This is a genomic window from Ruegeria sp. A3M17, assembly GCF_003318255.1.
Taxonomy (GTDB): domain Bacteria; phylum Pseudomonadota; class Alphaproteobacteria; order Rhodobacterales; family Rhodobacteraceae; genus Ruegeria.
The window spans coordinates 388,938-412,878 of sequence record NZ_QOCF01000014.1; the positions used below are offsets into that span (position 1 = coordinate 388,938).

19 protein-coding genes and 1 tRNA gene are annotated in these 23,941 nt (G+C 58.3%); 10 read left to right on the top strand and 10 right to left on the bottom strand.

Features of this window, described 5'->3' with window-relative positions; genetic code table 11:
• Positions 1 to 4 precede the first annotated feature (4 nt).
• On the bottom strand, positions 5 to 1,195 hold the full coding sequence (gene bhcA / locus DS906_RS09355; protein WP_113789901.1) for an L-aspartate--glyoxylate aminotransferase BhcA: 1,191 nt from the start codon (positions 1,193 to 1,195) through the stop codon (positions 5 to 7).
• 190 nt (positions 1,196 to 1,385) lie between these two features.
• Between bhcA and DS906_RS09360 the strand changes: the two genes are divergently transcribed.
• On the top strand, positions 1,386 to 2,207 hold the full coding sequence (locus tag DS906_RS09360) for an IclR family transcriptional regulator (protein ID WP_113789902.1): 822 nt from the start codon (positions 1,386 to 1,388) through the stop codon (positions 2,205 to 2,207).
• Between the two features lie 7 nt (positions 2,208 to 2,214).
• Here DS906_RS09360 and DS906_RS09365 read toward each other — a convergent pair whose 3' ends face one another.
• Positions 2,215 to 2,958, bottom strand: a complete 744-nt coding sequence (locus tag DS906_RS09365) for a rhomboid family intramembrane serine protease (protein ID WP_113789903.1) — start codon at positions 2,956 to 2,958, stop codon at positions 2,215 to 2,217.
• Between the two features lie 42 nt (positions 2,959 to 3,000).
• Positions 3,001 to 6,402, bottom strand: coding sequence for a bifunctional proline dehydrogenase/L-glutamate gamma-semialdehyde dehydrogenase PutA (putA, locus tag DS906_RS09370; protein WP_113789904.1), 3,402 nt, complete (start codon positions 6,400 to 6,402; stop codon positions 3,001 to 3,003).
• Positions 6,403 to 6,504: 102 nt separating this feature from the next.
• Here putA and DS906_RS09375 point away from each other — a divergent pair, with 102 nt between their 5' ends.
• Positions 6,505 to 6,993 (top strand): Lrp/AsnC family transcriptional regulator, encoded by a 489-nt coding sequence (locus tag DS906_RS09375; protein WP_113790039.1) that lies wholly within the window; start codon positions 6,505 to 6,507, stop codon positions 6,991 to 6,993.
• Positions 6,994 to 7,023: 30 nt separating this feature from the next.
• Positions 7,024 to 7,590 (top strand): tetratricopeptide repeat protein, encoded by a 567-nt coding sequence (locus DS906_RS09380; protein WP_113789905.1) that lies wholly within the window; start codon positions 7,024 to 7,026, stop codon positions 7,588 to 7,590.
• 51 nt (positions 7,591 to 7,641) lie between these two features.
• On the opposite strand, the gene DS906_RS09385 is transcribed toward DS906_RS09380, so the two are convergent.
• The 7 genes from DS906_RS09385 to DS906_RS09415 all read right to left on the bottom strand — a co-directional run bounded on the left by DS906_RS09385 (position 7,642) and on the right by DS906_RS09415 (position 15,773).
• Positions 7,642 to 9,531: a PhoX family phosphatase gene (locus DS906_RS09385; protein ID WP_113789906.1), complete on the bottom strand. Its 1,890-nt coding sequence runs from the start codon at positions 9,529 to 9,531 to the stop codon at positions 7,642 to 7,644.
• Between the two features lie 215 nt (positions 9,532 to 9,746).
• Entirely contained in the window at positions 9,747 to 10,742 is a 996-nt protein-coding gene (locus DS906_RS09390; protein ID WP_113789907.1) for an ABC transporter ATP-binding protein, read from the bottom strand.
• Positions 10,739 to 11,773 carry a Gfo/Idh/MocA family protein gene (locus DS906_RS09395; protein WP_113789908.1) on the bottom strand — a complete coding sequence of 345 codons (1,035 nt, stop codon included), beginning with the start codon at positions 11,771 to 11,773 and terminating at the stop codon, positions 10,739 to 10,741. Before DS906_RS09395 ends, DS906_RS09390 begins: the two co-directional genes overlap by 4 nt.
• Positions 11,770 to 12,609: a carbohydrate ABC transporter permease gene (locus DS906_RS09400; protein ID WP_058275926.1), complete on the bottom strand. Its 840-nt coding sequence runs from the start codon at positions 12,607 to 12,609 to the stop codon at positions 11,770 to 11,772. Before DS906_RS09400 ends, DS906_RS09395 begins: the two co-directional genes overlap by 4 nt.
• Positions 12,610 to 12,619: 10 nt before the next feature.
• Positions 12,620 to 13,534: a carbohydrate ABC transporter permease gene (locus tag DS906_RS09405; RefSeq protein ID WP_113789909.1), complete on the bottom strand. Its 915-nt coding sequence runs from the start codon at positions 13,532 to 13,534 to the stop codon at positions 12,620 to 12,622.
• A gap of 72 nt (positions 13,535 to 13,606) precedes the next feature.
• The gene (locus tag DS906_RS09410; RefSeq protein ID WP_113789910.1) at positions 13,607 to 14,860 is read right to left on the bottom strand and encodes an ABC transporter substrate-binding protein; all 1,254 of its coding nucleotides are present in this window, start codon (positions 14,858 to 14,860) and stop codon (positions 13,607 to 13,609) included.
• A gap of 25 nt (positions 14,861 to 14,885) precedes the next feature.
• The gene (locus DS906_RS09415; RefSeq protein WP_113790040.1) at positions 14,886 to 15,773 is read right to left on the bottom strand and encodes an N-acetylmuramic acid 6-phosphate etherase; all 888 of its coding nucleotides are present in this window, start codon (positions 15,771 to 15,773) and stop codon (positions 14,886 to 14,888) included.
• Positions 15,774 to 15,942: 169 nt separating this feature from the next.
• Here DS906_RS09415 and DS906_RS09420 point away from each other — a divergent pair, with 169 nt between their 5' ends.
• The 7 genes from DS906_RS09420 (at position 15,943) to DS906_RS09450 (ending at position 23,938) form a co-directional block, all read left to right on the top strand.
• Positions 15,943 to 16,818: a BadF/BadG/BcrA/BcrD ATPase family protein gene (locus DS906_RS09420; protein WP_113789911.1), complete on the top strand. Its 876-nt coding sequence runs from the start codon at positions 15,943 to 15,945 to the stop codon at positions 16,816 to 16,818.
• Positions 16,805 to 17,554 carry a GntR family transcriptional regulator gene (locus DS906_RS09425; protein ID WP_113789912.1) on the top strand — a complete coding sequence of 250 codons (750 nt, stop codon included), beginning with the start codon at positions 16,805 to 16,807 and terminating at the stop codon, positions 17,552 to 17,554. Before DS906_RS09420 ends, DS906_RS09425 begins: the two co-directional genes overlap by 14 nt.
• A gap of 19 nt (positions 17,555 to 17,573) precedes the next feature.
• Complete coding sequence (locus tag DS906_RS09430) at positions 17,574 to 18,602, top strand: SIS domain-containing protein (RefSeq protein ID WP_113790041.1); 1,029 nt, start codon at positions 17,574 to 17,576, stop codon at positions 18,600 to 18,602.
• Positions 18,599 to 19,735, top strand: coding sequence for an N-acetylglucosamine-6-phosphate deacetylase (nagA, locus tag DS906_RS09435; RefSeq protein WP_113789913.1), 1,137 nt, complete (start codon positions 18,599 to 18,601; stop codon positions 19,733 to 19,735). Before DS906_RS09430 ends, nagA begins: the two co-directional genes overlap by 4 nt.
• Before the next feature lie 136 nt (positions 19,736 to 19,871).
• Positions 19,872 to 19,946 (top strand) — tRNA-Gly (locus tag DS906_RS09440).
• A 127-nt stretch (positions 19,947 to 20,073) separates the two neighbouring features.
• Positions 20,074 to 21,894 carry an ABC transporter transmembrane domain-containing protein gene (locus tag DS906_RS09445; protein WP_113789914.1) on the top strand — a complete coding sequence of 607 codons (1,821 nt, stop codon included), beginning with the start codon at positions 20,074 to 20,076 and terminating at the stop codon, positions 21,892 to 21,894.
• 154 nt (positions 21,895 to 22,048) lie between these two features.
• The gene (locus DS906_RS09450; protein ID WP_113789915.1) at positions 22,049 to 23,938 is read left to right on the top strand and encodes an acyl-CoA synthetase; all 1,890 of its coding nucleotides are present in this window, start codon (positions 22,049 to 22,051) and stop codon (positions 23,936 to 23,938) included.
• Positions 23,939 to 23,941: the final 3 nt, after the last annotated feature.

The following is a 23,941-nucleotide window of genomic DNA, read 5'->3' on the forward strand; positions in this document are numbered from 1 at the left end:
CTCCTCAGGCTGCGGCCTGGGCGCGGTCAGATGGGCCGGTGCGATAGTAATCCTGCGCCGCCGCGACCCCGCTACCCAAAGTGATCGGATAGTTCAGATCGGCCATCGCCATCTCGATTGTGCTAAGGCCGGACAGAACCATCACATCCGTCAGACTGCCCAGATGGCCGATGCGGAACGCCTTACCATTCAGTTGACCCAGTCCAATACCAAAGGACACGCCATAGGCGTTGAACGCGTGGTCAGTGAGTGTGTTGCTATCATACCCGTCGGGCACGTAGATCGCGCTGACAGTGTCAGAATACAGATCGGGCGATTGCGCGACCAGTTTCAGCCCCCAGGCGTCAACGGCGCGGCGCACACCTTCGGCCAGTCGGAAATGCCGGGCATAAACGTTCTCAAGCCCTTCTTCGAACAGCATCTTGAGGCTTTCGCGCATGCCGTAGATCAGTTGCAGCGGCGGAGTATAGGGAAACCCGCCCGATGCGTTGGCCGCCATCATGTCATCGAAGTCAAAGAAGGTACGCGGCAGCTTGGCGCTCTTCATCGCGTCCTGTGCCTTTGGGCTGACGCACAGAATTGCCATGCCGGTCGCCAGCATAAACCCTTTTTGCGACCCCGATACAGCGATATCGACGCCCCAAGCGTCAAAGTCGAACGGCATCGAGGCCAGAGAACTAACGCAATCGACAAACAGCATCGCGGGATGGTTTTCAGCATCCATCGCTTGGCGAACCGCGGCGATGTCCGAACGCACCCCGGTGGCCGTTTCGTTGTGGGTCACCAGAACAGCGCGGATTTCATGCGCGGTATCATCGGCCAACGCGGCCTGAAACTGATCAGCGGGTGCGCCGGTGCCCCAAGGGCATTCGACGATCTGAACGTCCAGCCCATGACGCTCGCACAGGTCGATCCAGCGATGGCTGAACACGCCATAGCGCGCAACCAGAACCTTGTCGCCGGGGTTAAGTGTGTTGGTAACGGCTGCTTCCCACCCGCCGGTGCCACTGGATGGGAAGGTCACGATCTGACCGGTCGTGGTACCGAACACCTTTTTTGTGTCCTCAAGGACAGGTGCAAAGGTTTCGACAAAATCCGGCGCGCGGTGATCCTGCGTTTGGACCTGCATGGCAAGACGCAACCGGTCTGGAATGTTGGTTGGGCCGGGTATGAAAACCGGGTTTTGGTTGGACATCTGTAATTCCTCCGCTTTGAATGTAAGTGTCCGGGAAAACCTCTCGGTGTGCAATTTTCTTGAAAAATATTTTCATTTTCGCGATTAAATACTTAAAGCGCTGTATATATGCGGTTTTTCGTTTTTCATTTTTGAACCTCAAAAATAGGCGGTTCAGAAATATTCTGGCGTTGAGCAAGGGAGTAAGGTGATGGACAATCAGAAAAGACCGCGCGGCAGGCCCAAGTCTCTGTTCAAGGAAAGCTCGGCCGGGACTATGCAATCGCTGGATCGGGCGCTGGGCGTTCTGACCACAGTGGCCCGTCTGGAACGTGCAGCGCTCAGCGATCTGGCACGCGAGATCGATGTGCCGACGGCCACGACGCATCGCATTCTGGTGACCTTGCAGAAACACGGCTTTGTTGCATTCGACGACGAACGTCAGGAATGGATGATCGGGATCGAGGCGTACCGAACCGGCGCTTCGTTCCTGCGCCGCAACAGCGTGCTTGAAGTCGGGCGGCCAATCCTGAGACGTCTTATGCAGGACAGCGGTGAGACCGCCAACCTGGCGGTGCCGGATGGGTCCGAGGTGGTCTTTGTCGGGCAGGTCGAAACTCCGAACCCCATTCGCGCCTTTTTCCCGCCCGGGGCACGAACGCCGATGTATGCCTCTGGCACCGGCAAGGCGATCCTTGCCGCGATGACCGAAACGGGGTTGGCCAAAACGCTAGGGGCGATTGATCCGGTGGAATTCACCGCGAACACGCAGATACCTGGCGACGAACTACAACAGGATCTTGCCAAGACCCGCACACGCGGCTGGTCGCATGACCGAGAAGAAAGATATCAGGGCATGTCCTGTATCGGCTCGGCGATTTTCAATGACCGGGGGGAGCCATGTGCAGGGATCTCGGTATCGGGTCCGACCGCTCGGTTCGGAGGGGATCGTGCGCATGCGCTGGGTGAATTGGTTCTGGCCGCAGCGCGGGAAATCACCCACCTAAGCGGCGGTCAGATACCGAAACCCTGATGTCCTGCTATCTGCGTGGTACACGTGGAATACGGGACTGAGTTAGCCTGTACTTGTGTTCCGGATGCGGCGGATGGCCGTGGGTGCGGCCCCAAAAATCAGTGCCGCCGCGCCGCAGCCAGATTGGGATGCACAAGATCAGCCCCACGAAAAAGCCGCCTGTATGCGCCCAATAGGCCACCCCGCCTTCGTCCGGGTTGCTAGCCAGACTGCCAAAGAATTGCATAGCCAACCAGACCCCCAGCATGACAAAGGCGGGTATTGTGAAAATGCGGAAATAGACGATGAGGATCAGCAGGATATCAACGCGGGCCTTGGGGAACAGCAGCAGGTATCCACCCATGACACCCGCAATCGCACCGGATGCCCCAATGGTCGGCACGACCGAGCCCGGCGCTGTGAAGACATGGATCAGACCCGCTCCGATCCCGGCGGCAATATAGAATAGCAGAAAGGGCAGGTGGCCCATTTCATCTTCTAGGTTGTCGCCGAAAATCCACAGGAACAGCATGTTTCCGGCCAGATGCATCCAACCGCCGTGCAGGAACATCGAGGTCACCAGCGTCTCAAACGCAAAACCGTCCGTGATCCGCACCGGGATGATCGCATAGTCGTAGTACAGCTGATTGATCAGCCGGGCATCGTTCATGATGCCCACATAGCTGAGGAATATCAAGATATTGGCCGCCATCAGCAGATAGACGACATAGGGTGTTCGCCCCGAAGGGTTATGGTCGCGGATTGGAAACATGAGGCGACGCTGGGCTTTTCCCGGCCCAGCGTCAAGGCATGCTTACGCCGCACCCCCCAGCAATGCGGCATTGCCGCCCGCGGCTGTTGTATCAACGCACAGGTGGCGCTCGGCCAGAACGCGTGCGCGGTCCGGAAGGCCGGGGATCAGCGGCAGGATCGGACCGTCCCGGCGGGCGAGGTGACGTTCCATCTCACGCGCTGTATCGTCATCGCCCCACCAAAGAACGCCCGATATCCCGGTCACGTTTTCCAACCGATACAAGTCTAACGAACCGGTCGCCTGAATGGCCGTTCCCCCCAGCGCCTGAACGGCGTCGGCTTGCGCGCGCGCGGCCTCGGTTCCGGGTCCTATGCACAGCAATGGCGGGCGTGCGAATTCGCTCAACCGGTTGGATTCGCCTGTCGGGCCGGGCAGGGATTGGGTCTGCACCGACGCGGGCGTACCTTGAACACCGGGAAGTTCGCTCATCGGGCGTTCCCACTGTTTGTCGGACTGCTGCCGGTCCGGGGCGCAGAACCGGGTCATGTAGTTCGGCCCACCCGCCTTGGGGCCTGTGCCCGAAAGCCCCTCACCGCCGAATGGCTGAGATCCTACGATGGCGCCAATCTGGTTGCGGTTAACGTAGATATTGCCCGCATGCACCGCCTCGGTGATGTGTTGTACCCGGTCGTCAATGCGCGTGTGCAAGCCGAATGTCAGCCCGTATCCGGTTGCGTTAATGTCGGCGATCACCTGATCAATCTCAGTTGCCTTGAAGCGAACGACATGCAGGACAGGGCCAAAGATCTCACGCTTCAGTGCGGAAATGCCGGGTATCTCAATAAGTGTTGGGGCGATGAATGTCCCTTCCGGCGGTATAGGCGTGTCCTTTAAAACGCGCCCATCCGCGCGGGCATTGGCGACGTGGTCTGCGATGCCCCGGCGCGCCGTCTCGTCAATAACCGGTCCGCAATCGGTTGAGATCAGCCACGGATCACCAACTTGCAGGACATCCATTGCACCGGTTAGCATTGTCAGCAAATCGTCGGCGATATCTTCCTGGACATAGAGGCACCGCAAGGCAGAACACCGCTGCCCGGCAGATTGAAACGCACTTTCGATGATGGACTGAACGGCCTGTTCAGGCAGGGCAGTGCTGTCCACGATCATCGCGTTCAACCCGCCTGTCTCGGCGATAAGGGGCGTACCGGGGCGCAGGCTATCGGCCATGGTTGCGCGTATTTTCAAAGCAGTCGCCGTCGATCCGGTAAACGCCACGCCGGAAACGCGCGGGTCAGAAGTCAACGCCGCACCAACGGACGGGCCGCCGGGCAATAATTGCAGCACATCGCGGGGAACGCCGGCCTCGTGCAGCATTTGAACGGCCCGATGTGCGATCAGTGGCGTTTGCGGTGCGGGCTTGGCCAGAACTGCGTTGCCTGTGGCCAAGGCTGCTGAAATCTGGCCTGTGAAGATAGCGAGCGGGAAGTTCCACGGGCTGATGCAGGTGAAAATACCAGCTGGTTGCGCATCTGGAATGTTCGCAGCGTAGTAGCGCAGGAAATCGACCGCCTCACGCAGTTCAGCAACGGCATCGGGCAGGGACTTACCTGCCTCGCGCGCGAGCAAGGCGAAAAGCTCGCCAAAATGAGCCTCATATAGATCGGCAGCAGTATTCAAGATACGCGACCGTTCTGCTGGTGATGCCTGCCACGGTGTCGCGGATTTCAAGGCAAGCTCGACATCCTCGGCGCTGGCGGGGGCGATTGCTCCGGGGCGATCCTGCGGTTGGGCTGGATTGGTGACCGGTTGGTCCTGTTCCGGGCTTGCATCGCCGGACAGCAGCGGCTGCGCATACCAGTGGTGCGCCCGGAAAGCATCCCGCGCGGCGTCGATCTTGTCCAATGTCGGGGTGTGATGAAGGTCGAAGCCCTTCGAATTGACGCGTTCGGGTTGGAACAGGTCCGGCCCGGTTGGCAGCGGTCGTACTTGATCCACAATGGTCAGGAACGGATCAGCGGCGACCTCTTCCGGCGGAACGTTCTCGTCTACAATCTGGTTGACGAATGATGAGTTTGCACCGTTCTCCAACAGACGCCGCACCAGATAGGCCAGCAGATCGCGATGCGCCCCGACCGGCGCATAGATCCGGCACCTTGTGTTGTTTTGATCTTTGACAAGCTGGTGCAGGGTTTCTCCCATCCCGTGCAGGCGCTGGAACTCGAACGGTTGACCATCGGCCATGTGAAGGATTGCGCTGACCGTATGGGCGTTGTGGGTGGCAAATTGCGGGTAAATTCGATCGGTCATACCCAGCAGTTTGCGCGCATTCGAGATGTAAGAAATATCCGTGGCCGCCTTGCGGGTGAATACGGGAAAGCCATCGATGCCTTCGACCTGAGCTCGTTTGACCTCGGTATCCCAGTAGGCACCTTTAACCAAGCGAACCATCAGCTTTCGGTCATAACGCCCGGCCATGTCATACAGTGTGTCCAGCACGATCCCGGCACGCGGGCCATACGCCTGAACGACGATACCCAGGCCGTCCCAGCCATCCAGGGCCGGTTCGGCCAACACCGCCTCGATCACCTGCAGAGACAAGGACAGACGATCCGCTTCTTCGGCGTCCACATTCAGACCCATGCCTGCCGCCTTGGCCAAAAGGGCCAAAGCCTGCATCCGGGGCACCAGTTCTTCCATGACTTCTGCTTCTTGCGCCAGCTCATAGCGTGGATGCAGCGCCGACAGCTTGACGGAAATCCCCGGATTGGCCCAGATATCGTCGTGAATGCAGGCTTCGGCGATTGCTGCAATCGCCCGTGAGTAGGACAGGTGATAGCCGGCGGCATCGGCCTCGGTTCGCGCCGCCTCTCCCAGCATGTCGTAGGAATAGGTGTAACCCTTTGCCTCCATCCCGCTGGCGCGATCCATGGCGGATTTGATGGTCTCGCCCAGGACAAACTGGCGTCCCATCTCCTTCATCGCGCGCCCGACGGCCGTGCGGATCACGGGTTCGCCCAGCCGTTTGATCGCACCGCGCAAAACACCGACCGGAGAGGTCTTGTCTTCATCCAGCACCTTGCCTGTCAGCATCAGGGCCCACGTGGACGCATTGACCAGCGACGATGAGGACTGACCCAGATGCTTGCCCCAATCCGACGGGGCGATCTTGTCTTCAATCAGCGCGTCGATCGTGTCGGCGTCTGGTACGCGCAGCAGCGCCTCGGCCAGACACATCAACGCGATGCCTTCGTCGGTGGACAGGCCATATTCGGCCAGGAACACTTCCATCATACCCGGTGAGGTGCTGGACCTGATGTCACGCACCAATTGCGCCGCAGCCGCGCAGATCGCGGCGCGGTCGGCTCCGCTCAGATCTGCATCCACGATCAGCGCGTAAAGAATTTCCGACGGATTGGCATAGGTTTTGCCATCAATTCGGGTGCGTAGGCTGTGTGACATGTATCCTCCGGTCTTTTGAGTAATATAGTGTCGATTTTTCGGGACGATTGCCTTAGTTTTGTCTCTGGTCGGGCGATCAGCCTGTTTTTTGAGGTTCTTGCGATGCAAAAAGACTTTCCGGGGCTGGATCGGTTTGACAGATCAATTCTGGCGATTCTGGCCGAGGACGGTCGGATCCCCATCGCCGATCTCGCGCGGCGTATCGGGCTTTCGAAATCGCCAACTCAAGCACGTGTGAAGAGACTTGAGGCCGATGGCATCATTACCGGATATCGTGCTTTGCTGGACCCCATTCGCCTTGGTTTGGACCACGTAGCCTTTGTCGAAGTCCGATTGACCGACACGCGCGAGAAAGCCTTATCAGAGTTTAACATCGCCGTTCGTAAAGTGCCCGAGATCGAACAAGCCCATATGATTGCGTCGAATTTTGACTATCTTCTGAAAATTCGCACCGGGTCTATGTCGGAATACCGCGCGGTTCTGGCTGAAAAGATCTCATCATTGCCGCATGTCGCCAGTACTTCGACCTTTGTCGCGATGGAGGCTGTGAAAGAGACCGGGATGTCTGGGGCCTTGGATGCGATGGGTTGACGAACACGTTGCACGCGTCACCATTGGCGCATGAAACGCTTTGCTTACGCCTCAATTTTCTACGCTGCGACCGTTTTTTCGGCCAATGCGCAGGACTGCCCTGTCGCGCCAGACCATTCCACAGATGTATCGGCGGTTCTGGAACAGATACAGAGCGCTGAAACCGAACAGTCCGCTCGTGCACTGTCCGGTCAGTTATGGGAGTTCTGGACCGATGCCCCGGACGAAAGCGCGCAGGCTGTTCTGGATCGTGGCATGACACGTCGAAATGCGTGGGACTTGCTGGGCGCGATTGAAGATTTTGACAAGTTGGTTGCGTATTGCCCGTCCTACGCCGAAGGGTACAACCAACGGGCCTTTGCCCACTACCTTCGCCAGGACTTTCAATCTGCCCTGCCCGATCTGGACAAGGCAATCGAGTTGTCGCCCAACCATGTCGCCGCGATCAGTGGCCGTGCGCTGACTTTGTTAGGGCTTCAACGCGTTGATGAAGCGCGTGAGGCGTTGTCCCAGGCTTTGGAACTGAACCCTTGGCTATCGGAACGCCATCTCATGGCTCCGGGCGGACCGCTTGCAGTGCCGGGTGAGGATATCTGAAACACAACGCCCCCGAACTGGAAGGTCGGGGGCGAAGTGATTGATAAGGGATTAGCCGACCAGTCCGTTATCGGTGCGCTTGATGGCGATAACCGATGATCTTGGCGTTCCGCCGTCCGGCCAGTTGCTGCCGGGGTGCTGAATGCCGACAAACATGGTGCGCAGATCGCCGGACCAGGCCAGACCGGTGACCTCACAGCCGTTCGGGCCGGTCATGAAACGCGCGATCTCGCCGGTGATCGGATCCCCAACCAGCATCTGGTTGTTGCCGTTGCCTGCGAAGCCTCCTTCGTTGTCGTCATTGCCGTCCGTCTGGATCCAGATCAACCCGGTCGAGTCTATCACCATGCCATCGGGCGAATTGAACAGGTTGCCCTCATTCACATTGGCCGAACCGGCGCGATCATCCGAATGTACCGTCGGATTGCCCGCCATCACATACAGATCCCAATCGAACCCTTCGGCGGCGTGGTCGTCATTTGCGGGGCGCCAGCGCACGATCTGACCGTATTTGTTGGCCTCGCGCGGGTTGGGGGCGTTGACCGAAGTGTCATCACCCCCCGCGTTTGGTTTAACACCACGGTTCTTGTTGTTGGTCAGGCAGCAATAGGCCTCAACCGCTACGGGGCTGGAAGCCACCCATTCAGGGCGGTCCATCGTGGTGCCGCCAGCTTTTGAGGCGGCCATGCGGGTGAAGATCGTGATCTCAGCCGCATCCATGCCTGTGGTTTCCGGCGTCAGAGCCAGCCATTCGCCTTTCATGTCCTCGTTGAACTTGGCCACGTACAGCGTGCCGTCGTTCAGCAGGCCCTCGGTTTCACCTCCCGGTTGGTAGGTGCCGTTCGACACAAACTTATACAGGTACTCGCCCCGCTCGTCGTCGCCCATGTAAACAACCACGCGGCCATCTGCGGCCAGAGTGACCTCGGCGTTCTCGTGCTTGAAACGACCCAGTCCGGTGTGCTTGACCGGCGTGCTGTCGGGCTTAGTCGGGTCGATTTCGACGATCCAGCCCGCACGGTGCGGCTCATTCGGGTTTTTTGACGTGTCGAAACGTGGATCGAACAGCTCATACCCGTTCCAGCTTTCGGCCTTGACGCCATAGCGTTTGAACCCATCTGCAACCTTCTGGTCGTAGCTGGCGTTTTCGTCGCTGGAGCCGAAGTAGCCGTTAAAGTTCTCTTCGCAGGTCAGGTAGGTGCCCCACGGCGTTTTCCCGGCTCCGCAGTTGTTCATGGTGCCCAGCGACGTTGTGCCGGTCGGGTCGGCTTGGGTCTTCATCAGGTCGTGACCAGCGGCGGGGCCTACGATCTTCATTGGCGTATTGTGGTGGATACGGCGGTTGAAGGGGCTGTCTTTGACAACCGACCAGCCATCTGGGCTTTCGGTGATATCCATCACGGTCACGCCCTGAATGTTCTGAAGTTTCAAAACGTCCTCGGCGCTGGCCGGAACACCTTCCTGCGCGGCGGGCATGTTGATCTTGCGGTTCGGATATTCGTGGTTGATCGCGATCAGCTCATGACCCTGGAACGAGAATGTCTCCATCCCGTCGGTGTTTTCGCCGAAGATGCGGTCCGATTTTTCAACTGGGCCACCATCGGTGATGTCGTAGCCGTCGGCATCGGAAAACAGCGGGTCGCCCCAGCGGGTCATAACCTTCCACTCATAGCCTTCCGGCACGTGAACGGTGCCGTCGGTCTGGGCAGCGATCGGCGTGAAGGCAAAGCGCGAGGCTGTGACAGCGTGTGCGGCAGTTGAACCCATCAGGCCTGCACCCATCGCGGCGGCACCCGAGCCAAAGGCCACTACACTAGCCAGAAAGCCACGGCGCGAGATGGCGTTTTCGACGACGCGATCAAAATCGTTTTCCTCGGGGCGGGGGAAATGCAGCTCATCCCAATCGTCGGCGGACAGGGTGGTGGTATCAACGTCTTTCATGAATGGCTCCTGGCTGTCTTAGAGTAGTCGATGAAAGGCATGTAGGGTGACTTTGTGACATGTTCTTAACAACATTATTAGTGACTTCACTTAGCCCCGAAGAAAAAGCCAATCGGCTGGCGAAAGCAAACCAAAGCTATCTGCCAGCCGCGCTTGTTATCTTGGTAAAATGTAGCTGCGACGATCAGGCTGGGTGATCCCAGCGGTATGCCGGTTTAAGCCAGCCGCTGCCCTGCTTCGTTAAAGCGATAGGCCCTCTCGGATGCATATCCGAATCGCAATTCTTGACCTTCTGCGATGGCATGTTGGCCAAACAAACGGGCTGTGACGTCGTGGTCCTGAACTTTGGCTATCACATTGGTGTCCCCGCCCAGTTTTTCCACATGGCTGACACGCGCGGCAAGCGGGCCGTCATCCGACAGGAACAGGTCCTCGGGGCGGATTCCAATCGTATTCTGGCCACTGTCTTGCAGCAGAGATTCGGGCAGGAAGTTCATGGATGGTGAGCCCAGGAACCCGGCGACGAACTGATTGGCGGGGTTGTTATACAGCTCCATTGGGCTGCCGATCTGTTCGACCCGACCATCGCGAAGAACAACTATCTTGTCCGCCAGCGTCATGGCTTCGGTCTGATCGTGGGTGACGTAGATCATCGATGCATCCAGAGCCCGGTGAAGATTGGCAATCTCGATCCGTGTGTTCATCCGCAGGGCGGCGTCCAGATTGGACAGCGGCTCATCAAACAGGAACAGTTTAGGATCACGCACAATGGCGCGCCCGATGGCGACGCGCTGGCGCTGGCCACCTGACAGCTCGGACGGGTAACGATCCAAATAGGGTTCAAGGTTCAGCATCCGGCTGGCTTTGGCCACGCGGCCTTCGATTTCCGATTTGGGCTGCTTTTCCTGCTTCAGTGCAAGGGTCATATTGCCCCGAACGCTGAGGTGGGGATAGAGCGCATAGCTTTGGAACACCATCGCGATCCCGCGCTTGGATGGCGGCACCAGATTGACCTGCTGCCCGCCAATGTTGATCTCACCGGAGGATGCATCCTCGAGCCCCGCAATCACCCGCAGCAGGGTGGACTTGCCGCAGCCCGACGGGCCGACAAAGACGACGAATTCGCCTTCTTCGACTTCCAGCGTGATGTCTTTCAGGACATGCACGTTGCCAAAGGACTTGTTCACATTGTTCAGCGTCAGGGCGGTCATGATGCGGGCTCCTCAAGGGAAACGGGCTGGCCGGTTCGGATGCTTTGATCCGCAGCCAGACAAATGGCGAGCGATTGGACGGCGTCATTCATATGACGGGTCAGGTCGATATCTTCGGCGATGGCGCGCAGCATATAAGCCTGCTCAGCATCGCAAAGGTCTTGATGACCGGGTTCGTCGGGCATCTCGATCGTGTGATCGCCTTGCGGCGTATGGATGAGCAGGCCACCGACTTTGGTATGGCCATCAATGTCAGCGGACGCGCCCTTACTTCCATCGGTAATCGAAACGGACCCGTTGGGCGAAACGATATCTTTCACAAAGAACGCGGTTTCAGACATCATCGGCCCCCATCCGGCCTCATACCAGCCGACCGAACCGTCGTCGAAGACCACCTGAAACTGGCCGTAATTGTACATGTCTTCGGCGATCTCATCCGACAGGCGCAGGCCCATACCATGCACCCGGGCAGGCTGGGCGTCAGTGATCTGACACATCACGTCGACATAGTGCACGCCGCAATCGACAATGGGCGAGGTGGTCTGCATTAACGCCTTGTGCGTTTCCCACTCGGCGCCCGTAGACTGCTGGTTCAAGTTCAACCGGAACACGTAGGGCCCGCCAAGATTGCGCGCCTCATCAATCAGCCGCATCCACGAGGGGTGATGGCGCAGGATATACCCGACTACCAGCTTACGGTTTAGCCGCGCGGCCGTTGCCACCACACGTCGCGCATCGGCGACATTGGTGGCCAGCGGTTTTTCGACGAACACATGCGCGCCAGCCTCCATGGCCGCACATGCAAATTCCGCGTGGCTATCAGAGTAGGTGGCGACCACGACCAGATCGGGTTTGGTTTCGGCCAGCGCTGCTGCGAAGTCCGAATATGCCGGATAACCTGCAAGGTCTGGATGATCCACACGGCCAGACCGGTTCACCAAACCAACGATCTGCGCGTCGGGGTGGTGATGGTGCGCCAGCGCATGGCTCAAGCCCATATTACCAAGGCCTGCAATCAGAACGCGGGTCATTTGACCGCTCCGGATGTAATGCCGCGGATCAGTTGGCGCGAGAAGATGACATACAGGACAAGCACCGGCAGGATCGCCATCGACAGGGCTGACAGAACTGCGTTCCAATCGGTCACGAACTGGCCGATGAACACTTGGCTTCCCAGCGTCAGGGTCTTGGTTTCTTCGGCTGGGGCCAGGATCAACGGGAACCAAAGGTCGTTCCAGATCGGGATCATGTTGAACACGGCCACGGTCGCCATCGCGGGCCGGACCAGAGGCAGAACAAGGCGGAAGAATATCGTGTATTCGGACAAACCGTCGATGCGCCCGGCATTCTTCAGGTCGTCGCTGACTTGTCGCATGAATTCGGACAGGATGAATACAGCCAATGGCAATCCCTGGGCCGTGTATACAAGGATCAGCGCCCAGAGCGAGTTTACCAGCCCGGTCGCCACCATCATCTCAAGGATTGCCACGGTGCCGATGCGGATGGGGATCATGATCCCCAGCGCGAGATACAGCCCCATGATCAGGTTGCCCTTGAACTGGTATTCCGACAACGCATAGGCGGCCATCGCGCCGAACAACAGGATGAAGGACAGCGATGCCACGGTGACAATCATCGAGTTCTGAAAATACAGGAAGAAGTCCCCCTGCTTCATCACCGTCTCATAGCCGATCATCGAGAAGCTGTCCGCATTGGGCAGCGCCAATGGTTCGCGAAAGATTGCGCGGCGGGATTTGAAGCTGTTGATCAGGATCACAAAGACCGGAAACAGCGCGATCAGCGTGTACAGGATCAGCGCGCCATGCATCGCGACCATGTTGAGGGGGTTATGACGTGCTTTGTTCATCGCGTGGCCCTCACAATTGATACCGGCGCATCCGGGTCTGGATGCCGAACAGGTAGATACAGACACCCACAAGGATAATGGCGAACATCGCCCCGGCGATAGCCGAACCCATATGCGGGTCACCCAGTTGCAACTGGAAGCCAAAGAATGTGCGGTACATGAAGGTCCCAAGAATGTCGGTCGAGAAGTCCGGTCCCGCCAGCGCGCCTTGTGACGCGTAGATCAGATCGAATGCGTTGAAATTACCCACGAAGGTCAAGATCGAGATGATCCCGATCGACGGCAGGATCAGCGGCAGTTTGATCTTCCAGAAGGCCGCGGTTCCAGTGATCCCGTCAATCTCTCCGGCCTCAAGAATTTCTTCGGGGATGGTCAGCAGCGCGGCATAGATCAGCATCATCGGGATGCCAACAAACTGCCAGACCGAGACCAGCGCCAGTGTGGTCAACGCGTATTCCTCTTTTCCCAGCCACGGGGCGAACAGCGACTTGAGCCCGACGGCGTCCAGCATCGACGGCGCAATACCCCAGATCGGCGAGAGGATCAGCTTCCAAGCGAACCCGACAATCACAAAGCTCAGGATCGTGGGAATGAAGATCGCCGACCGATACAGGGCCGCAAACCTCAGGCGCGGGTGGCTGAGCAGGGCGGCCAAGGCGATCCCGATCGGGTTCTGAACCAGCATGTGGATCAGGAAGAACCAGAAGTTATTGCCCAAGGCGTTCCAGAACTGTTCGGACCAGATCGGATCAAAGAACAGGGTTTGAAAGTTCTGCAATCCAACGAAAACGCGGCTTTGGTCAATCTCGGTGTAAAGCGCCAGACGCAGCGTGTTGAACAGCGGGAAGATCATCACCGCCGTGTAAACAAGAACGGCCGGTGCAAGAAACACAAGGATATGCCAGCGGAAGCGGGGGCGGTTCATGGGATTGCTTTCAAAGGAGTGTCGGGGATACCCGGGCGATCACTACCGCCCGGGTATGTGTCAGATCACGGTTTACTGGTGCGGAGCGTACCAGGTGGACAGACCTTTTTGCAGGTCTGCGCCCAGTTCTTCGGGGCTGTTGGCGCCCTTGATGGCGGCAACAGATGCGCCCCAGGTCTCGTTCTCTAGGTTCGGCGTGCCGCGCGACAGGATCTGATATGTCGAACGGATAGTCGATTCACATTCATCGCGCCATCCGACGAACTCCTTGGCCAACGGATCTGCCAGCTCGACCGGAGTGTTGGACAGCGGGAAGAAGCCCGGCACGGCGTTGCCAAAGATTTCGGCAAACTCGGGGCTTGCGACCCACGCGAGGAAGGTCTCAGCGGCCTCGGGGTGCTCGGAGGCAGCGTTCATGCCGATGCCGATATCTGTGTGGTCAGAGATATAGCAGGTGTCGCCCGCGTTTTGGACCGGCGGCTTGAATGCGCCCATCTCAAAGTCGGCCTGTGTGTTGAAGCCAGCGATTTCCCACGATCCGGCAGGGTAGATAGCGGCCCGGCCTAGAGTGAAGATGTTCTGGCTGTCGGGATAGGTCTGTGCCTCATATCCGTCGCCTAGATACTGACCCCAGCGCGCCAGAGTGGCGTAAGGGGCGGTCCAGGCTTCATCCGTCAGTTTCTGCTCGCCCGCGATAAGGGCCTGACGACCTTCTTCACCTTTCCAGTAGTTCGGGCCGATGTTGTTGTAGCCCATTGTGGCGGCTTCCCACTGGTCATTGGTGCCCATCGCCATCGGAATGTAGGTGCCGTCTTCCTTGATCTTGTCGAGTGCGGCAAAGAACTCTTCTTCAGTCGTTGGGACTTCGATGCCCAGCTCGGCAAACGCATCCTTGTTGTAGATAAAGCCGTGGATCACCGACGCCATGGGAACACAGAAGCTGGCCGAGCCGTCATCCGTCTGCCATGCCGACTTGGCCACGTCCGAGAAGTTGCTCATCGCTTCGACCGAGGACAGATCGCTCAGGTGCCCCGCCTCAAAAAGTGCGAGTGAGGCGTCGAACGGGCGGCACGTGATAAGATCACCGGCCGAACCCGCATCCAGTTTCGAGTTCAGCACAGCGTTGTATTCCGCCGGAGCTGACGGGGTGAATTGCAGTTTGATCCCCGGATGCTTGGCTTCGAACGCCGGGATGATCTGTTCCTGCCAAAGCGTCAGGTCGTCATTGCGCCAGCTTTCGATGATCAGCGTGACGTCCTCGGCATAGGCGCTTGAAGCCATCAGGGTCGTGCCCAGTAAGGCCAGTTTCAGGCTATTGCGTTTCATTCGTGTTCTCCCAGTTGGTTAGCAGTCATTTATCTTGTTCCAGCGCGGATTGCAGAACTCCGTCGCTTGCATCCAGAACGGTCGAGGCATCCTTGGGTGACATGCCGCGCGCCGCGATCAACACCGCCGGCTTCACGTCCCCGTTTGCGGCGTCCAGCGCGAGTTTTGCTTTTTCCGTGCCAACATTGGCGATCCGCGCGACGATCCCCGTCGCCCGCGCGCGCAACTTGTCGTTGTCGGCGCGCAGGTTGACCATCATGCCGCCGTGAACATGGCCAAGTTGCAGTGCCATGAGAGACGACAGCATGTTCAGGGCGATTTTCTGAGCTGTTCCGGCACCCATACGCGTCGAACCCGAGACCAATTCCGGCGGCGTCGCCAAAAGAATTGGGATATCTGCGCTTTCCAGCAAAGGGCTGCCTGCGTTATTGGCAATTCCGATAACGGTTGCGCCAAATGACTGTGCGATATTGCTGGCGGTCAGGGTGTATGGTGTCGATCCACTTGCGGACACTGCGATGATCGTTTCCGTCGGTTGTAATTTCGAAAGCGCGTCCACTAGTCCGTCGGCTTCGTCTTCTGCGCCTCCGGGCATTTCGACACCGGTAGGCAGGCCGCCTGCCATATGTATGCGGAGTTGGTTCGCAGGGATTGAGAAGGTGCCGCCCAGCTCTTGCGCGTCGGCAGCGGCCATCAACCCGGATGAGCCTGCGGCCACATAGTGCAGCACGCCGCCCGCGCGGATGGTCTGCGCCATGGCGTTGCCGCCCCGCGCGATCGCGTCCAATGCGCCACGCGCCGAGGTCGCGGCTGCAATCTGCCCCTCAACCAGCGCCCGAGCAGAGGCGACAGGGTCTTGTGGGTCCAGCTTGTTGGCGTCTGGATGCAGTTGTTCGGTTGGCGGCAGCGTCAAAAGAATCCCCCTTTGCGGTTCCCAATACAATACCTATTCAATACCACTTGTCCATAATTTTATTTTTCCAGCGGAAATCAACATATTCCGTATCAAGGCGGGGAAAAGATACAGAAATCGGCCTATTTTGGCCTTCCTAAATTCAAATAGGTATTATAATGGTATTGTCATGACTGAGTCTCTGAGCAATGCTGTACTGGCCATAGATGGTGGCGGAACCCGATGCCGGGTTGCATGTGAAGTCGCTGGTATCGTCCATTCCGTTGAAACTGGGGCTGCCAATGTCTCGACAGACTTCGATGCGTCCGTCCTACAGATGAAATCGGGGATCACCCAGATTGCGCAAATGCTTGCTGTAGGTGTTCCGGACCTGACCCTGTTGCCGGCTTTTGTCGGATTGGCTGGTGTCACGGATGACCGTATTGCAGGTCGCGTGCAGAACGCGCTGGGCCTGACGCGGGTGCGCGTTTCAGATGACCGACCCGCCGCGCTTCGCGGTGCGCTTGGGTCTCAGGATGGGCTGATCGCGCATTGTGGTACGGGGTCGTTTATTGCTTCTCAGAAAGATCGGGGGATGCGATTTGCCGGGGGCTGGGGGCCAGTATTGGGGGATGAAGCGTCTGCCCAATGGGTAGGTCGTTTTGCATTGGCAGAAGCATTGAGTTCCGTGGATGGCGTTCAGGCCTCTAGCGATCTGACGCAGCAGTTGCTGAACGAACTGGGCGGTGCTGCCGGGATAGTTGAGTTTGCCGGACGGGCGACGCCGACAGAGTTCGGCGCGTTGGCCCCGATGGTGACCGCTGCAGCAGTTTCCGGAGACGACGTCGCCAGAAAAATTATGCAGGCCGGTGCTACTTACATCGCCGAAATGGCGGCACGTCTCGGATGGCATCCAGAAGTGGCGATCTGCCTGACCGGCGGTATCTCCCCATACTATGCGGACTATCTGCCCGCAGACATGCAATCTGAAGTACGCCCTCCATCGGGCGAGCCATTAACCGGGGCGCTGGCTCTGGCGAAGGAGGTCCCGCATGAGCATTGCTGAATTCCTGCGCTCTGATCTTTGGCTGGCCCCGGAAAATGGCCCCCGCTACGTACAGTTGCGGCGCAGGTTGCAAGAGGGGATCGACACGGGCGTCCTTGCACCGAACTCATCGCTGCCATCCGAACGGGAACTGGTGGAAATCACGGAATTATCCCGCGTAACTGTGCGCAAGGCGATTCAAGAGCTGGTGCAGGAAGGTGTGATCGAACAGCGGCAGGGATCAGGGTCCTTCATTCGGGAACGTGTTCAAAGGGTCGAGCAATCGCTGAAACACCTGACCTCGTTCACCGAAGATATGTCGAGCCGGGGGATGGAGACGACTTCAAAGTGGTTGGAGCGCGGAGTATTTGCGCCAACCCCGGAAGAGGTCACTGCGCTGAATCTGTCAGAGGGTGAGCAGATATCCCGCATTTACCGCCTGCGCGAGGCGGACGGGCGTCCGCTGGCGCTGGAACGTGCTGCGCTGCCGCTGGATATTCTGCCGAACCCAATCGAAGTCACCACGTCTCTGTACGAAGTGCTTGATGGTCTGGGGCGCCGCCCGGTGCGCGCCGTGCAAAAGATCTCAGCCCTCAATCTTGCTGCGCGAGAGGCCGAACTGCTGGAGGTGCCCGAAGGTGCGGCGGGGCTGAACATCGAGCGTATCTCATTTTTGAAAAACGGGCGGGTCGCAGAGATGACGCGGTCGCTCTATCGCGGCGACGCTTATGACTTTGTCGCTGAATTGCGCCTATAACCGGAAGGACCGGGATCAAATGTCCGAAAAGAACTCGAAAATGCGTCAGGAAATTCTGGAGATCCCTGATGCCGTCGACAGACTGTTGAGCACGGGGGCCGACAATATCCGAGCAGCTGCGCAAAGCGTAAGGGATACGGATCCGCGGTTTTTGATCTCAGTCGCCCGGGGATCATCCGACCATGCCTGCAGCTATTTAAAATACGCCAGTGAACTGCTTCTGGGGTTACCGGTTGCCTCAGTAGGGCCGTCCGTCAGTTCGATATACGGGGTGGATCTCAGGGCAAAAGGTTCTGTCTGCCTGTCCATCTCGCAATCCGGCCAAAGCCCGGATATCGTTGGCCTGACAAGGTCTTTACGAAACTCTGGTGCATTGACAATTGCGGTGACCAACAACTCGGATTCGCGCCTGGCCGACGTGGCGGATGCGGTTTTGCCATTGCACGCGGGGCCAGAGTTGAGCGTCGCAGCAACTAAGACATTTGTGACTTCGCTGGTGTCCGGTCTTTGGTTGCTGGCCGAGGTCAAAGAGGATGCTGAATTGACCGGGGCGATCCAATCCTTGCCCGAATATCTGGCGCGGGCGGCACATTGCGATTGGTCGGCTGCAGCTGAAACAATCACCGGGCGGTCGTTGTTTACGCTTGGCCGGGGGCCTTCTTATGCGATCTCTGACGAAGCTGCATTGAAGATCAAAGAGACCTGCCAAATTCACGCCGAAAGCTATTCAGCGGCCGAAGTGCTGCATGGCCCGGTGTCGATTGTCGAAGAAGGATTTCCTGTTATTTCCTTCGCGGCCAATGATGCTGCTGAACAGGCGACCGCCGATGCGGCTGATGCGTTGGCCGAAAAAGGGGCAGCGGTCTTTGCGACGACCGCCAAAGTATCGCGCGCGCAGGCTTTGCCAGTGGTTCGAACGGATCATTGGATCACCGACCCAATTACGGCGATTACGTCTTTTTACAGTATGGTAGAGGCCGTCGCCAGTGCGCGGGGGATCGACCCGGACGCGCCGCGGCACCTTAAGAAAGTGACCGAGACGGTATGACAGAACGCAAGGTGATCTTTCGAAACGGGCCGATTTTCGACGGCGGCCGGTTGTTACACGACCACGCAATTGTTTTTCGCGAGGGGCGGGTGGGTGAAGTTTTCCACGACGCTGAGGTGACCGAGGAAAAGGACGTTGTAGATCTGAACGGCGATATCCTCAGCCCCGGTTTTGTGGATCTGCAGGTCAATGGCGGCGATGGCGTTATGTTCAACGATGATCCGTCGGTCGAAACGATCCGCAGAATTGCCGGTGCCCATCGCCGATTGGGTGTGATTTCGCTGCTGCCCACTCTGATCACCGACGAACCCGCCAAAACCCGCGCAGCGATAGATGCGACGATCGAGGCAGTGCGAGCACAAGTGCCGGGCGTTGCAGGGCTGCATTTGGAAGGGCCGCATTTGTCGGTCGCGCGCAAAGGGGCGCACGACGGTAATTTGATAAGGCCGATGGAAGCGGCGGATTTGAACACGCTGATAGAAGCCGCAAATGCGCTTCCCTGCCTCAAGGTAACTGTCGCCCCTGAGGGCGTTTCCGAGCTGCAGGTCCGCGCCATGAGCGACGCTGGTATCCTTGTTTCGCTCGGGCACAGCGATGCGGATTTTGCGACTTGCCAGCGGTATGCTGCCGCCGGTGCGCGTGGCGTAACCCATCTGTTCAACGCGATGAGCCAGCTGGGCAATCGTGAACCCGGCCTCGTTGGCGCGGCGCTGGCCAGCGGAACGCTGTCTGCGGGGCTGATTGCCGACGGTGTCCATGTGCACCCCGCCGCGATGCGCGCTGCCTGGGCTGCGAAAACTGCGCCGGGTCAAATCTTTCTGGTCAGCGATGCGATGGCTGTGGCGGGTACGGATCAAACCGAGTTCACCCTTGAAGGCCGCAAAATCACGCGAACTGACGGCAGGTTGACACTGGCGGACGGAACGCTGGCCGGCGCAGACTTGGACCTGACGACCGCCGTTGGCGTGCTGGTCAACCAAGTCGGCGTGCCGTTGCAGGACGCACTGGCGGCGGCCACTTCTTATCCGGCTCAGCTGATCGGGTTGGCCCCGCCAACGGTCTTTGAATACGGTTCGGTGATCCGGATATCTGCCGATTTCAGCCGTTGCGAATGCCTGCCCGCGCAATCTTGAGTTTGTCCTTACTTGCCAGAAAGACTGTCTGCAGGATGCAGGTTATCGGCTGTCAAATTTTGTCGACGAATTTAAAATCTGGCTTCGAACGGCGCTTGACGACATCTGACGCATCGCTTAAACCGACCAGCGCTGAGCGGGCGTCGTATACTGGCTATTACCTCAGCCTTCCAAGCTGATGAAGCGGGTTCGATTCCCGCCGCCCGCTCCAAATCAGCCCAAAAATTCTGCGTCAAATGGCCCTTTTATGTGGGGTCATATATTGTGGTTCTTGACCCGGCTTGCCGTGGCCGCCAAGAAGCGAACACTTAAGTGCGAAAAAGACGTAAGGGCCAATTATGGCGAACTCTGCCTCAGCCACGCCCAAGGGCAAACCTGCACCCGGTGCCACGGAAGAGCGTGCTGGATCTCGGAAGATAGGCGTTCTGTCGTCTCTTTGGCCATTTATGAAGCCGTATCGGGCCCTGATGACGGGTGCGGTACTGGCACTGGTGTTGACAGCCAGCATGACGCTAACTCTGCCACTTGCGGTACGCCGCGTAGTCGACAATTTCCGAATTGAAGATGGTGAGCTGCTGGATTGGTACTTTCTGGCTGCGCTGGGCATTGCCGCGATATTGGCGGTGGGAACAGGCATCCGGTATGCGCTGGTCACCCGGCTGGGCGAGCGCGTTGTGGCCGATATCCGCAAGGCCGTGTTTAACCGCGTTATCGGGATGAGCCCCGAGTTCTACGAACGGGTCATGACCGGAGAGGTTCTCAGCCGCATCACCACGGACACAACCCTGATTCAGTCTGTGCTGGGATCGTCCGTATCCATTGCCTTGCGCAATATGCTTTTGTTCGCGGGTGGTTTGGTTCTGATGCTGCTGACCTCGGCCAAGCTAACGGGCATGGTGCTTTTGCTGATACCGGTGGTGGTGGTGCCGATACTTGTTCTGGGGCGTCGTCTGCGGGTCCTCAGCCGCGAAAATCAGGACTGGATTGCGGCCTCGTCGGGTAACGCAGGCGAGGCACTGAGTGCGGTGCAAACCGTTCAGGCCTTTACGCATGAAAAAGCCAGCCGGAAGCAATTCGGCGATATGACAGAAACCTCTTATGCGGTTTCTCTTCGGCGTATTCAGACGCGCGCCGTGATGACAGTAATCGTTATCTTCCTTGTATTTTCGGGCATCGTCGGCGTGTTGTGGATGGGTGCAAACGACGTTCGCAACGGCGTGATGACCGAAGGTGTTCTGATCCAGTTCGTGATCTATTCTATCATCATGGCCGGCTCTGTCGCGGCCCTCTCTGAGATTTGGAGCGAGCTGCAACGTGCCGCTGGCGCGACCGAGCGTCTGGTGGAATTGCTGAATGCGCAGGATACCGTGATCGATCCGGACAAGGCCAAACCCCTGCCAGCACCTGTGCGCGGTGAGCTTCAGTTCGACGATGTCACTTTCCGCTACCCGGCGCGACCGGACGTTGTGGCGTTGGACCATCTCAGCCTGACAATCAAACCGGGTGAAACAGTCGCTTTTGTGGGTCCGTCAGGCGCGGGTAAAACCACGGTCATCCAGATGATCCAGCGGTTCTACGATCCGGACTCTGGTCATGTCAGTCTGGATGGCGTTGACCTGCGCGACCTCGACCGGTCCGATTTCCGGCAGCACATGGCATTGGTGCCACAGGATCCGATCATCTTTGCAGCCTCGGCCCGCGAGAATATCCGGTTCGGGCGCCTGGACGCCTCGGATGCCGAGGTTGAGGCGGCCGCGCGCGCAGCGGCGGCACATGAGTTCATCTCGAAACTGCCCGAAGGCTATGACAGCTTTGTCGGAGAGCGCGGCGTTATGCTGTCGGGCGGTCAGAAACAGCGTATCGCGATTGCCCGCGCCATTCTGCGTGATGCCCCGGTTCTGCTGCTGGACGAGGCGACCTCGGCCTTGGATGCCGAAAGCGAGCGCGCGGTTCAAGGCGCGGTTGACCAGATGCGCGCCGGGCGCACCACACTGATCGTGGCCCACCGGCTGGCGACCGTCAAAAAAGCGGATCGGATCGTGGTGATGGAGGCCGGCCAGATCGTGGCCCAAGGCACGCACGAGGATCTGGTCGTTCAGGATGGCCTGTATGCCCGTCTGGCGCGCCTGCAATTCACCGACGGTGTTGCAGCAGAATAGCCTGACGTCAGGGCAATCAATTTTGCGCCGCTGCGTAATTCTATAATTTTGGGCGTGGCCTCACTACCCGTCGCTTGCACCTGCGTGGTTTTGCTTCCATCTTGTCATGGAAAAAAGCCGCGCAAGACGTGGGAGAAGAACAGGGAGGAGTCACATGGCCTTTGTGGGTTTGGAAGACAAGGCGAGAATGGAGCAGGAAATGTCGTGGGAGGATCGGGATGTTCCGGTCACGTTCCACCAGTTGCTGTCACGCACGGCAGGCAAATTTCCGAACAGTAGTGCTGTAAGCTTTCAGCTCATGTCTGGCCCGACAGACAAGGCCGAGACGCTGACGTGGTCGCAACTGTTGGGCAAAGTCAATCAGGCGGCAAACCTGTTCCGGTCTTTGGGCGTCGGTGAGAAAGACGTGGTGGCCTATGTGCTACCCAACTGTAATGAAACGCTGGTCACCCTGATGGGTGGCGCGGTCGCAGGGATCGTGAACCCGATTAACCCACTGCTTGAGCCCGAGCAGATCGCAGCAATCCTGCGTGAAACCGGTGCCAAAGTGGTCGTGACGCTGAAATCCTTCCCAAAGACGGATGTGGCGCAAAAGGTCGAAGAGGCGGTGCGCCATGCGCCCAACGTCAAAACCATTCTTGAGATTGATCTTAACCGCTATTTGACGCCGCCAAAATCCTGGCTGGTGCCCTTCCTGCGCCCCAAAATGGGCGACAAGGAAAAACTGGCGCATGCGGACTATAAGAACTTCAATAAAGAACTAGCCAAGCAACCAACGACGCTGACTTTCGAAGACAGCAAGGAAGATCGCGTTGCCTGCTATTTCCACACCGGCGGCACGACCGGTATGCCGAAGGTGGCGCAGCACAAATACTCGGGCCTTATCTACAACGGCTGGCTTGGGAGTACGCTGCTGTTTTCCGAAGAAGACGTGATCATGTGCCCGCTGCCGATGTTCCACGTTTTTGCCGTGCATGTGATCATGATGGCTGCCGTCTCATCCGGCGCGCATGTGGTCTTCCCGACGCCTGCGGGATATCGCGGCGACGGCGTGTTCGACAATTTCTGGAAACTGATCGAACGCTGGAAAGTGACTTTCATCATCACCGTCCCGACCGCGATTGCCGCCAAGATGCAGCGCCCCGTGGATGCGGATATCTCAAGCGTGAAGACCGCGTTCTCGGGCTCGGCCCCTCTGCCGGTCGAATTGTTCCGACGCTTTGAAGAGGCAACCGGCGTGACCATCGTGGAAGGCTATGGCCTGACCGAAGCCACTTGTCTGGTGTCCTGTAACCCGGTGGACGGGGAAAAGAAGATTGGCTCGATCGGTATTCCGTTCCCCTATACGGATGTGAAAATCCTGCAGGATGGTCCGGACGGACCAAAGGAATGCGCCGCAGATGAAATTGGTGAGATCTGCATTTCGAACCCTGGTGTCTTTGCGGGCAATACCTATACTGAGGCGGACAAGAACGTAGATCTGTACCACTTCGACAAATACCTGCGCACAGGCGATCTGGGACGCTTTGACGGGGACGGTTACCTGTGGATCACAGGTCGTGCCAAGGACCTGATCATTCGCGGCGGTCACAACATTGACCCGGCCGAGATCGAAGAAGCTCTGCTGGGGCACGATGCTGTCGCGTTTGCCGGTGCCATCGGGCAGCCTGACGCCTACTCGGGCGAGGTGCCTTGCGCCTTTGTCGAACTGGTCGATGGGGCCTCGGTCACCGAGAAAGAGCTGATGGAGTATTGCAATGTGCATGTCCATGAACGCGCGGCACAACCCAAGCACATGACCATTCTGGACGAGCTGCCCAAAACTGCGGTCGGTAAGGTCTTTAAGCCCGAACTTCGCAAACAGGCGATCACGCGTATCTATAACGGTGCGTTGGAAGAGGCTGGTCTTGAGGCACGAGTCATTTCGGTCATCGACGATAAGAAACGTGGACTCGTTGCGCAGCTTGACGCGAAGGGTTCCGCAGAGGACGATGTCAGCAAAGTGCTGGGATCGTTCACCCGGCCGTGGGAGTGGGCTGCCTGACCG